This is a genomic window from Taibaiella chishuiensis, assembly GCF_003014535.1.
Taxonomy (GTDB): Bacteria; Bacteroidota; Bacteroidia; order Chitinophagales; family Chitinophagaceae; genus Taibaiella; species Taibaiella chishuiensis.
In genome coordinates, this window is the sequence record NZ_PYGD01000008.1 from 219,059 (window position 1) to 232,905 (window position 13,847).

At 51.4% G+C, this 13,847-nt stretch carries 1 protein-coding gene; it reads right to left on the reverse strand.

The features are described 5' to 3' along the window. Window positions 1-6: 6 nt before the first annotated feature. Complete coding sequence (locus B0I18_RS18910) at window positions 7-12,585, reverse strand: non-ribosomal peptide synthetase (protein WP_106524312.1); 12,579 nt, start codon at window positions 12,583-12,585, stop codon at window positions 7-9. Window positions 12,586-13,847 lie beyond the last annotated feature (1,262 nt).

A 13,847-nucleotide genomic window follows, 5' to 3' on the forward strand; every position in this document is an offset into this window, starting at 1 on the left:
TTGTGTTTAGAATTCTAGTCTTTTTATTCTTTTTGATGAAGCGCCGGTGGTTACGGGTTGGCTATTGGCGACCACAGCAGCCTGTTCCCGGATGCTGGGTTTGTCAAACAGGTCGCTGACTTTGAGCAGGTCACCGAAAGTGTCCTGCATCATACTGAGCATATTGATGATCTTCAAACTGTTTCCGCCCGATTCAAAGAAGTTATCGGTAACGCCTATTTTATCCGATCCGAGCACCTTTTGCCAGATCCCGAGTAATTGCCGTTCGGTATCGTTAGCGGGCTCAACCGGTCCTCCGCCGCCCTTCCGTTGTTGCCTGATATCCGGCTCCGGCAGCGCTCTACGGTCTATCTTTTCACTTTTGGTTAAAGGAAATTGTTCCAGCACAACAAAAAATGCAGGGATCATATAAACCGGCAGTTCCGTTGCCAGGTGCGCCCGGAGCGCTTCCTGGTCCGGCTGCGCTGCGCTTACGATATAAGCACACAGGAATTTATTGCCGCTGTTATCCGTTTTATCCATTACCAGGGCCTGTTGTACACCGGGGTAAGTCATCAGCTTGTTTTCTATTTCGCCCAGCTCGATACGGAAGCCGCGGATTTTTACCTGGTGATCCTTACGGCCTAAAAAGTCGATATTACCATCCGGTCGCCACTTCGCCAGGTCGCCGGTACGATATAGTTTTGTACCGGGCACAAAAGGATTATCCACAAATTTTTCCGCGGTCAGTTCCGGGTTATTGAGGTAACCCCTTGCCAATCCTGCCCCCGCGATACACAGTTCGCCGGGTACGCCTATGGGCTGCAGTTGCTGGTGTTCATCCAGGATATAAAGCCGCATGTTATAGATCGGCTTTCCTATGGATACATAAGTACCTTTGGCATTGCCGGGCTGGTAAGGATACCAGGAGCAGGCTACCGTAGCCTCGGTAGGACCGTAACCATTCATGATCTGCATGTGTTCATTGAGCGTGCAACAAAGTTCCAGTACCGTATCTTTTATGGGCTCCGCGCCTACATCAATCTTGTTCAGGGCAATAGGAGCGCTGTCTTTCAGGGCTTCGTACAGCGGCTGTAATAAAGAAGGGGCGATATAACAGAAAGTAACTTTCTGCGCTACGATTACCTGCGCGAGCGCCCGCACATCGTATAATTTTTCCCGGTTTACCAACACAAGTTTTGCGCCGAATACCAGGGGCATAAACAATTCCAGCATGGTAACATCAAAAGAAACGCTGGAAATACTGAGGCAGACATCGGCATCGCTAAAGCCCGCGGTATAGTTGACGGCACTGGCAAACAAAAAATTATACAGGGAGTGGTGTTCGATCTGCACGCCCTTGGGTTTACCGGTCGACCCCGAAGTATAGATCACGTACGCAAGGTTGCCGGGACTGCCGTTCCTGCCTTGCGGCATAGCTGGTCCTGCAAAGGATGCCGGATCGTCGAGCAACACAAGCCCGGGCGCAAAGTCGAGCTTCGGCGCATGCTGTTTCTGGGTCAGTACAAAAATAGCGCCGCTGTCTTCCAGCATATACCGGATCCGCTCCAGGGGATACTCGGGGTCGATGGGCAGGTAAGCGCCGCCTGCTTTAAAAATAGCCAGGATGCCCGTCATCATTGCTATAGAACGGTCGGTATATACCCCTATAATTTTTTCAGGACCGCAGCCTTCTGCTATTAGTTTTGCGGCAAGAATGGCTACCCGTTCCTGCAGCTCCCGGTAACTGATTGCAGCATCCTCTGTTGCCACGGCAATATGACCGGGATAACGTTTTGCATTTTCTTCAAACACGCTGTACACATCTCTTGCACTGCCGGGCATAAGCCCTGTTGCCTGCCCACTAAGGCTTTCGCCGGTTTCAGACTGACGTACAAGGCCATGTGTCCTGGCCGCAAAGACAGCATCCGTGTCATTGAACGCCTGCAGGATCTGTGTCTTTTCTTCCGGAGTAATCAGCCCGATCGCCGCTATGGTACTACCCGGGTTGGCGGTAACCTGCTCCAGTATGCGGTTAAAGTGACCGGCAAGTCTTTGGATGGTTGCGGCCGTATAAAGCTTCGTCGCATATTCGACCGATACGGTCAGCGAGTCATCCGCTGCGGCGCATATATCCAGGGAGAGATCCATTTTGGCAATATGATGCGGCAGGGGTACCTGGCGCAACAGGAGATCGGCAAACGGCAACTCCTGTTTATCTTCCGGCCTGTAGGTAATCATATAATCAAAAAGCGGGTTACGGCTCCTGTCGCGTTTGACATCGAGTCTATCCAGCAGCGCCTCGAAAGGATAGTCCTGGTGTTCGAAAGCCTGGAGACAGTTTTCCCGGATCTCCTGTATAAAGCCCGTAAATGATTTGCCTGGTGTTGGAAAATTCCGGAGCGGCAGTGTATTGACCAACATACCGATCAGGTCCTGCACATCGGCATGGGAGCGACCGGCCACGGCAGTACCGATCACGATATCATCCTGCCCGCTGTATTTTGCCAGCAGGATATTAAAGGCTGCCAGCATGATCATAAATGGAGTGACGCCGTTTTCGCGGCACAGCTGATCAATTTCCCTAGCCACGGGTGCAGGAATAGCAAACCGGTATAACGCGCCCTCGTAAGACTTAACCGGCGGCCGTATAAAATCGGCAGGCATATTCAACACAGGCGCCTCCTGTTCAAACTGCGCCTTCCAGAAAGCCTCCTGCATGCGGGCCTGAGGGGTTTGCAGCCATTGCTGCTGCCACACCGCAAAATCACGGGCATGGATGTTCAATGCCGGGAGTTCGCTGCCACCGTAAATCATGGCCAGCTCCTGCATGAACACGTCCATCGAAACACCGTCGGAAATGATATGGTGTATATCGAACAGGAAGTAGTAAGCCCCCGAACCGGTTCTTATGAGTGTAACCCGCAACAGGGGCGCTTCTCCCAGATCGAAAGGCCGGATAAAATCATGGATGAAGGCATCCAGGTCATCATCCGCGCAATTATGAATCTCCATTTCAAAATCGACGTCTTCCGCTATCTTTTGCACCACCGTGCCCTGTTCCATAACAAAAGCGGTACGCAGTATTTCGTGCCGCCGGATCATGGACTGCAGGGCCAGGTTCCATCTTTTGAGATCCAGGTCTCCTTCCAATATATACATACCGGGAATATTATAAGAGATGCCCGCGTCGTCCATCCGGTTAAGGATAAACAGCCGCTGCTCTGCCGATGCGGCCGGGTAAGCAGAGCGGGAAGGCGCCCGTTGAATAGCATGGTGTGCGGCAAAAGCGCTATTATGGATCAATGCCGCCATATCGTTTAAGCGCGGCGTACGGAATATGTCTTTAATCGAGATCTCGGTATGAAAGGTTTTATGGATCAATGCGGCCAGCTGTGCGGCCTTCAACGAATGCCCGCCACGTTCAAAGAAATGATCGTTGCGACCTGCCCGGGGCAAACGCAGCAATTGTATCCAGAGGCCGGCCAGTTTTTGTTCGGTAAGTGTCGCCGGCGCCTGGTAGGTTGTGGTGGACAAACCCGATGTTTGCGGTTCGGGCAAACGCCTGCGGTCGATTTTCCCATTGCCGGTAAGCGGGAACTGCTCCAGCACCACAAAGAAAGCAGGCACCATATAATCGGGCAGGAAAGCCGCCAGGTGCTGCTGCAGCTCCCGGGCGCCGGTATCCCGGTTTGCCGTGAGATAAGCGCACAAATACCGGCTCCCGGTTTCATCTTCCAGGTCGGTGACCAATACATCCTGCACGGCAGGATGGGCCAGCAGCCTGCATTCTATCTCCCCAAGCTCTATCCGGAACCCCCGGATCTTTACCTGGTGATCTATCCGTCCCAGGTATTCTATATCGCCATTGGCCAGCCTTTTGGCCAGGTCGCCGGTACGGTACAATTTTTCGCCGGGCTTATAGGGGTGATCCGTAAAGCGTTCGGCAGTCAGTTCCGGCCGGTTCAGGTATCCCCTGGCCAGCCCTGCCCCGCTGATACATAATTCGCCGGCTACACCCGCAGGTACCAGGTTATGGTCGCGGTCCAGTATACACAGGCTCAATGTAGGTATCGGCTTACCGATATTACTTGCGCCCTGCGCTATCTCCCGTTCCGTAATTTCTTTATAGGTAACATGCACGGTAGTCTCGGTAATCCCGTACATATTGATCAGCCTGCAGTGTGGGTACCTGTGACTCCATGATTGCAGTTTACCGGGTTTCAGCGCTTCGCCGCCAAAGATGATATAACGCAATGCCAGGTTGGTTCCCTGCCGTTCCTGGTCTGCTGCTATTATATTATAAAAAGAGCCCGGGGTCTGGTTGAGCACGGTAACCTGCTCTGCTGCCAGCAGCTCCAGGAATGCCGCAGGGTTCTGCGCCGTTTCTTTGGGCACGATAACGAGCTTGCCGCCATACAGTAAAGCGCCGTACATTTCCCATACCGAGAAGTCGAAACAGTAGGAATGAAAGAGCGTCCAGGTATCCGTTTCCTTAAAATCAAAAAGGTTATGCTCATTAAACAACAGCCTTACCACATTGCGGTGTTCGATCATAACACCTTTGGGGTTACCGGTAGAACCTGAGGTATAAATAATATAAGCCAGGTCGGTGGGCTGAACCGCAACAGGCGTATAGGCCGTTGCCGCCTCGCCGATGCGGTCGGTCATGATTACCGGTCCTTCATAACCCGCAACCGGTGCGATATCGGAATGCGTAATGAGCGCCGCAGCCTGGCTGTCTTCCAGCATATACCGGATACGGTCGGCCGGGTAATCCGGGTCAATGGGCAGGTAAGCGGCGCCGGCTTTAAGAATGCCTAAAAGTGTTGCGACCATAGCCGTACCACGGTCGAGCAACACGGCCACGATAGGATTCCGGGTACCCGGTAAAGCAGCACTAACTGCTGCGGCAACCCGGTTGGCCATCCCGTCAAGCCCTGCATAGCTGACCTCTTCCTGCTGTCCTACCAGGGCAGTTTTGGCCGGATGCCTTTTAACCTGTTCTTCGAAAAGCTGGTGCAGGCAAACATCAGCACGGTATCCGGTGTGCTCTGTAGCCAGTAGCAGGTCTTTTTCCCCAGGTCCCAGTAGGGATAGATCGGCCAGCCGTTGATCCAGGCCGGGTTCAATCTGCTGCAACAGGTTTATATAATGCTGCAGGAAACGCGATACCGTGGATGCTTCAAAAAGCGCTGTACTGTACTCCAGCTGCAGCTCAATCCCATTACCGGTTTTAGTACCTTCCAGCAGCAGGTCGAACTTGCTGCTGTCGTATATATCCTTCAGGGGCTCTAATAGAGCATCTCCCAAAAGCATACCTTCCTGTTCCCGGTGTACAAAGGAAAACATGATATCAAACAGCGGGTTCCGGCTGCGGTCCCTTTTTATATCCAGCTTATCTACCAGGAACTCAAAAGGATAGTCCTGGTTTTTTAAGGCCTCCAGGCTGGTTTGTTTTATTTCTTCCAGGAAATCACCCAGCAATTTTTCTCCCGAAGGGTACGAACGCAAAGCAAGCGTATTGATAAATACACCCAACAGGTTATGCAGCTCCGCACGCGTACGGCCTGCGGCAGGCACGCCTACTACCAGGTCGTCGTTACCGGAATATTTGTAGAGCAATACTTTAAATGCTGCAAGCAGCACCTGGTGCAGGGTATAGCCCCTGCGGCCGCACAATTGTTCCAGGGCGGAGGACAAGGCAGCGGGTAACCGGTAGTATATCCTTTTCCCTTTAAAAGAGGTAACGGCGGGCCTTGGATAGTCTGTTTGCAGATTAAGCACGGGAACCTCTGCCGCAAACTGCTGCAGCCAGTATTGCTCCTGTTCTGCCATCGCTGCGGAAGCAAGGTAATCCTGCTGCCATACCGCAAATTCTTTATATTGTACCGGCAGCGGCTCCAGGCTTTCGCCCTGGTATAACCTGTGTAACTCTTCGGCAAACAAAGCCGAGGATACACCGTCCGATATGATGTGGTGCATATCCAGCAGCAGTAGTTGTCCTGCTTCGCCAAGGTCGCATAACTGTGCCCGCAGCAAAGGCGGCGCTGCAAGATCGAAGGGTCGGATAAAATCACGGATCAGTTCCGGGACAGACGTAGCCGCAGCTTTCGTATGCGTAACCTGGAAAACATAACGATCCCGTACCCGCTGCACCGGTACCCCGTCGCACATTTCGAAAGCAGTACGCAGCACTTCATGACGGTCGATGAGCGCGTTCAGGCTATGTTCCAGGCGTTTTACATCAAGCTGGCCCTGTACCCTGAAAGCTTCCGGCATATTGTAACCCATAGCGGCTGCATCCATTTGATGCAACAGGTACAGCCGTTTCTGCGAAGAAGTTAAAGGATAAAAAGACCGCGGCGCCACCGGTTGTATCAGCTCAGCAACCAATTGTTGCTGCCCGTCGATGTAGGCTGCCTGCTCCCGGATCGTAGGGCTTTTGAAGAATACCTCCAGGGGCAGGTTGACCCCGAAGCTTTTGAATATCCGCGCTACCGCATTGGTCGCTTTGAGGGAGTGTCCACCCAGCTCAAAAAAGTGATCCTGTATCCCGATCCGGTCTCTTTTCAACACCTCTTTCCAGATCAGTCCTAAAGTTTTTTCCGTTTCTGTTTCCGGCAGATCGCTGACCGTTGCCTGCATATCCGCAAAGGCTACTGGATCGGGTAAACGTTTCCGGTCTGTTTTTCCATTGGCCGTTAACGGGAAGTGGTCGAGCAATACGAAATAAGCCGGGATCATGTAGTCGGGCAGGAAGGCAGACAGGTGTTTCCTCAGCTCCGGTACGCTTACCTTACCGGTTGCCACCATATAGGCACAGAGGTATTTTTCCCCGGTCGCACTATCTTCCAGGTCGATGACCAATGTATCTTTTACGGCAGTATGCAGCAGCAGTTTACTTTCTATTTCGCCCAGCTCGATCCTGAAGCCGCGTATCTTTACCTGGTGGTCTTTCCTGCCCAGGTATTCAAAGTCGCCCCCCGCGCCTATACGGGCAAGGTCGCCGGTACGGTACAGTTTTTCTCCAGGAACATAAGGATGATCTATAAATCTTTCCTTGCTGAGTTCGGGCTTGTTGAGGTAGCCCCTTGCCAGTCCTGCGCCGCCTACATAAAGCTCCCCGGCTGCCCCTTGCGGCACCAGCCTGCCATCCTGGTCCAGCACCAGCAAGGAAAGTGTGGGCAGCGGCTTCCCGATATTGCTGGCATTCAAATTAATTTCCTCTCCGGTTATTACTTTATAGGTAACGTGCACGGTAGTTTCGGTAATACCGTACATATTGATCAGCTTACAGGACGGATACCGTTCGTACCAGTACCCGAGTTTGCCCGGCTTCAGGGCTTCCCCGCCAAAGATCACATACCGGAGGGTATCCACACGGGCAATGCTATCGGCAGCTGCTGCACTAAGATTGTAAAAAGCGCCCGGGGTCTGGTTGAGCACCGTAACGCGCTGTTCCTGCAGCAGGTCCAGGAAATCGCCCGCGCTCTGCGCCGTTGCCTTGGGTACCAATACGAGTTTTCCGCCAAACAATAAAGCGCCATACATTTCCCATACGGAGAAATCAAAACAATAAGCGTGGAACATCGTCCAGGTATCGTTCTCCGTAAAATCAAACAAAGGCCGGTCGTTGAAGAACAACTGCACCACGTTCCGGTGTTCAATCATCACGCCTTTCGGTTGGCCGGTAGAGCCGGAGGTATAAATAATATAAGCAAGATCGCTGGGAGCAACGGCAACAGGCGCATAAACAGCAAGCGGATCAAGCTGATCCATGGCCATGGTTTGCCCGGTATAACCGGTAACAACTACCCCGGCCGAAGGAGTAATCAATAAACCGGCGCGGCTATCGTCCAGCATATATTGAATACGGTCCGCAGGATAATCGGGGTCGATGGGCAGGTAAGCGCCACCGGCTTTTAAGATGCCCAGCAAGGCAATGATCATTTCCGGGCTACGGTCCAGCAACACGGCAACAACAGGATTGCCGGTGGCGGCCAATACAGGGTGCACCGCAGCAGCAAGCTGCTCTGCTTGCCGGTTCAGCGCTGCATAAGTCAGGGTTTCGTGTTGCCAAACCAAGGCGGTTTTTTCCGGTACCCTGCGCACCTGTGCTTCAAACAGGCTGTGCAGGGTACAGTCGGGGTAAGCGGCTATAGACTCCTTCCCCTTACCGGTCAGCAATTGCCGTTCTTCTCCGGGACTGAGTATATCGATCGCAGCCAGGCACTTGTCCAGGTTGAGGTTAAAGTCCTGTAGTAAGCGTGTATAATGGTCCAGGAAAGCAGCCATCGTGGTATCCCGGAACAGCTCGGTACGGTATTCCAGATTGAGGGTTACGGTACGATCCTGTTGAACGGCTTCCAGCAGGATATCAAATTTACAGGTGATCGGAAGCGTACTAAGCGGCCCGGCTAAAACATCGTCCGGCGCCTGCTTTGCCGGGTCTTGTAAAAATGAAAACATCAGGCCGAATAAAGGGTTGGTTCCCGGTGTCCTTTTAAGATCCAGCCGGTCCACCAGCAATTCAAAGGGATAGTCCTGGTGTTTAAGGGCATTGATACTGGTTTCCCTTACCTGTTCGAGGAAGGTTCGGAAGGTTTGCCTGCCTTCAAGATATGCACGCAACGCCAGTGTGTTTACAAACATGCCCAACAGATTTTCCCATTCGGGCCTGCTGCGGCCTGCTGCCGGCGTGCCGACCACGATATCTTCCTGGCCGCAGTATTTATAAAGCAATACGAAAAAGGCGCCCAGCAAAAGTTGGTGCATCGTACACCCTGTTGTCCTGCCGGCTTGTTCCAGTTCAGCATATAACGTATCCGGTAAACGGAGGCTTTTTCGTTTACCGGAAAACGTGCTCTGTACGGGTCTTTGAAAATCGGTCTGCAGGTTTAAGCCCGGCACTTCTTCCGCAAACTGCTGCAGCCAGTAAGTTTCCTGTTCTTTGATAAAGGGGGAAGAAAGAAAGCTTTGCTGCCATACCGAAAAGTCTTTATACTGAAAAGCAAGCGGGCTAAGGGTTTCCCCTTTATAAAGTCTTGCAAGTTCGGTCATAAAGATGGTCCTGGAAATACCATCGGAGATGATATGGTGCTGATCGAAAAGGAAAAGTTGGCGCCCGCTTGCGAACCGGTAAATCTGCGCGCGCAGCAAAGGTGGCGCGGACAGGTCAAAAGGCCGGATAAAAGCAGCGGCCAGGCCGGCAATATCCTCCAACCCTGCTTCCGTATAAGCTATTTTAAAAGGAACGGATTGTTGTATAACCTGTACGGGCTCACCATCCCTCATTGCGAAGGCGGTTCTTAGAATTTCATGGCGTTGGATCAGGGCTGCATAAGCGCTTTCGAGTTGCGCGATATCGGTTTGCCCGTTTATCCAAAAAGCCTCCGGCATATTGTAACTCAATTCCTGCCCGCCGGCCTGGTGCAACAGGTAAGACCGCTTCTGCGGAGAGGACATGGGGTAAAAAGCCAGGGCTGGCGCCGGCTGTACCGGCACGTCCCCACACCCCTGCGCAAGCAATGCCTGCCGCTGATCAATCAGGGCAGCAAGTTGACGCAACACCGCATGATGGAACACATCACTAAACGCCAGCAATACACCGGTCTCTTTATAAAGCCGGTTAATAAACTGGCCCGCTTTTAAACTATGACCACCCAGGCGGAAAAAATTATCTTTTGCGCCTACCGGGCTAACGTCCAGTAAGGCTTCCCAGATTGCGGCAACGCGTTGCTCTGTTTCCGTTTCCGGTGGCTGGTAGGTCTTCGCCTGCTCCAGCACAACCTGTGCCATCAATTGCCTTTTGTCTACTTTGCCATTAATGGTAAGCGGTATATCCGCTACGAAAAACAAACGGTCGGGCAACATAAAAAACGGGAGCCGCTTGTCCATAAAGGCATACAGCACATCGGTACTTTCCAGTCCCGGGGCGAGTACAAAAGCGTAAAGGCCCTTTTCTCCCGGCGTTTTTTCGTGTACCACAACGGCCACATTTTTTACCGCAGGATGGAGGCTTAAGGTCGCTTCAATTTCTCCGGGCTCTATCCGGTGGCCTCTTATCTTGACCTGGTCATCGATCCTGCCCAGGTATTCTATATTGCCGTCAGAAAGCCAGCGGCCGATGTCGCCGGTGCGATACAATACCTGGCCAGGTGCAAAAGGAGCGGCAATAAATTTCTCGGCAGTCAGCCCGGGGTTGTCTTTATATCCTTTCGCAAGTCCTACCCCGGCGATAAACAGCTCGCCCGGTACCCCATAAGGCAGCGGCTCCAGGTGCCGGTCTAAAATAAAAATCCGGATATTGCCGACTGGACGGCCGATCGGCACAATAGCATTATTCCGTGTTTCTTTATAAATGGTTACACAAACCGTACATTCTGTAGGTCCGTAAACATTATAGTATTCCTGGTCCTCCCTCAGGTTAAGCTCCGAGCGGGGTATTGCGGGCTCGCCTGCAGTCAGCAGCGTCCGCACGCCATACAGGGCTGACTTGTCCAGGTTGCGCAGGTAAGACGGAGGCAACATCAAAATCTTTATATCGTGCTCCCCGATAAAGCTTTTGAAGCGTTCAAAATCACCGATAATATCTTTGGATACGGGGTACAAAGCGGCGCCGGCAAAAAAGGCGATAAAAATCTCCATAACGGATGCGTCAAAGGAGAGGGAAGCAAATTGCAAGCAGTTTTCAGAAGGACTGATCCGCAGCGAAGCCTGGTATTGCCTCACGATATTCACGACGCCTGCATGCCGGAGCACGGCGCCTTTGGGCCTGCCCGTGGAGCCACTGGTGTAAATAATGTAACTCGTATGTTCCGGTGTATTTACCCGTACAGGATTGTCGCTGCGCTCCGCAAGGTACCCTTCCTGGTCCATCCATACCACGCCACCGGCAAAAGCGGGGAGTTCCGAAGCGGTTACGGTCAGCAATAACCTTGCGCCGGATTGCTCCAGCATATATTGCTTCCGCTCTTCAGGATAAGCGGGGTCGATCGGCAGGTAGGCCGCTCCGGACTTCAGTATGCCCAGTATTGCAATCACCGCCAGGTCTGACTTTGGAATCAGCAGGGCCACAATTTCATCCGGTTGTACCGCAAAGTGTTTACGGAGATAATGCGCCAGGGCATTGACACGGGCATTCAAAGCGGTATAAGAAAAATGACGTCCTTCATACACCAGGGCCGTATGATCGCTGTATAACTCAACCGCCTTTTCAAAGGCAGATACGAGGGTTTCATCCGGTAACACAGGGGCAGGACCGGGGTCGAGCAAGGCATGTCTTGTGGATTCGGTTACCAGGGGTAGTTTACGGATTTCCAGCTCCGGGTTGTCTACTACCGTTTCAACCAGGTTGCCGAAGGCTTCCAGGAATGTAGCACTGTAGTGCTCATCCCAGCAACCGAGATTAAAATCAAAATCTATTTTTACAGGTTTGCCCGACGAGTTTTCCCGTACAAAAACGGCTAGGGGCATGCGCTCCGCCTGGTGGGGCAAAGCAACCGTTTCGCTGGCAAAACCGGCAAAGGAAATGTCCAGCTCCTGCTTTTCAAACGAAAGGGTAATATCATACAGGGAAGCCTGGTCCGGATCTTTCGACCTGACGATGCGGAAAACCTCATCTACGGGGAAACGCTGATGGGCCCTGTCTTCCAGGAAATCTTTTTTCACCCGTGTTACCAGGTCCAGGAAACTGCTGCCTGCCGGAGCCTGTATGCGGAACGGCAGGATACCGGTAAAAAGACCAATAGTGTTCCTGAACTGTTCTGTAGATCTGTTCACCAGGGGCACGCCGATAACCAGGTCGGCGTTTTGATTGATGCGCGAAAAATACACATACAATAAAGCCGAAAAGGCATGAAAAGTAGTGGCGCCCGTTTGCCGCGCCAGCTGCTGCAGCCGGGTATATAAAGGGCGGTCGAGGTAAAGTGTTTTACGCATGCTTTGCCCCGCTATAGCGCTATTCCCGTCTTTAATGCCTATCGCCGTCGTCGCCGGCACTTGTGCAAACCGCTGTTTCCAGTAGTGCTGGTCCTCCAGGTATAAAGCCGATGCCCGGTAGGCAAGATCATCCCGGATATAGTCGGTATAGGAGGAAGAAAATGCAGAAAAATCCGGCTTGCCCGATACCAGGCCTTCATAAATCAACGCCGTTTGTTGAATCACCAGGAAAACGCTCCAGGCATCGGCTATGGTGTGGTGTAACTTAAGGTACCAGAAATATTCTGCCGCTGATTTCTTCAACAGCGTGAATACATAAAGCTTGTTTTCGCTGTAAGCCAGGGGAACAGTGGCCGAGGCATGCATCCAGTCCTGGCATGCCGCTTCGGGATCGGGTGCTGTTGAAAAATCGTGATAGCCGATAATGCAAGGTGCGAGCGCATCGACGGGTAAGAATTTTTGTTCCGGTACACTTTCTGTTTCAGAAAATACGGTACGGAAAACATCGTGTTTCGCGACCAGGATATTTATGGCTTTTTCGAGTGTCGTTGGCGCTACTGCTCCCCGGATCCTGGCATAAGCGCTCACGTTATACAAGGCAGTTAATGGAAATAATTGCTGATCAAACCAAATTGCTCTCTGATTATCGGAAAGAGGGAACATAAAAATTTTATGATTTTATTTAGAATTGAATGATCTGTATATAAACATGCAATAGTAGTTAATTTAAATTAATTACTACTTTAAATAGCTATAAACACAGCATTATCCCGGGTGCTCATACGCATGTCCGGAACGGGTGGTACACAAGCTAAAATGACTGCATGCGTGCGAGCAAAAAAACTCCGGCCCTGAAGGGCCCGCCAGTAGCATTTTACCAGCTGATCAGATATCTTTAAGCCAAAACCGGAACGCATGCTATCATGGCGATAACCAATAGAATAGCCATAAGCCCATGCTATTGGCAGGAACACTTAAACCATAAATTTTTCCTTTATGATTTACCCGGGTTTACAAAAGATAATAACAGGGTTACCTGCAGCCGGACGAATTTTAGAAATACCCGCCCGTACGAAAAGATAAGGTCCCGGGGAGCAGGCTGAGCATACAAAGATTCATGCGCTGCCTCCAGGACATCATCAGTCTTACGCTGTATGGTGGAATAAACTTTTTATTGATGGGATCAGCTCGTGATCAGCCAGGTTTTTAAAGTTTCGTTTTCCATGATCATAGCTCAATCGTGCTCCTTTTAACTAAGCTATGTTGCGGGAAGTCCGCGTCGAATATGGCCGGATGGCGGCCTGTATGATGGCAGAGCACACCGGCGGCAAGCGCCGTCAACGTACTTTTGCCCGGGACTTTTAATGGATTGTCTCCTATAAAGGTCCTTTTAAATTGCTGTTTCATAGGTTGTGTTTGGTGTGTATATCCGGTTGTTTGCTGATGCTGTAACCGTTTATGGTATCATGATCATCCTTTCACTTTTATGATGAAAAAGTTTGATTTATTGAAGGTAGGGATAGTCTCTAATAAGGTTATGGCTTTTTTTATTTATTTAACTTATGCCTTAATGAGCCGGGTCGCACGTCCATATCAGATGCATTGATGCACCCGGTTTTGTCATAAATTAAGCGTCCATATGCTACCCGTTTTCACTAACGAGCATTGCAGAACTTGTGATCAGCGTTATGGTCTCTCAGATGAAAAAGGTTGCTCTTAGCCTTGAGAGGACTACGATGTGTTTGATGGAGAAAAGGCATTAGTTATCCGCAGGAGATACCTGCAAGATCTGCGGATCATAGCAATGCATCAGTATCATGATCTGTCCCCAACTTTTTGTGTTGGTCCGGGATCTGCGACGGTGGTCCCGCGCAGGTAGCGTGCCGCAAAATTTGCTATAAGCACAAACAAAAAACCGGGTTAAG

What these genes read in the sequence shown, in the direction of transcription:
- B0I18_RS18910 (WP_106524312.1), bottom strand. Translation starts at nt 12,585, where the DNA reads ATGTTCCCTCTTTCCGATAATCAGAGAGCAATTTGGTTTGATCAGCAA.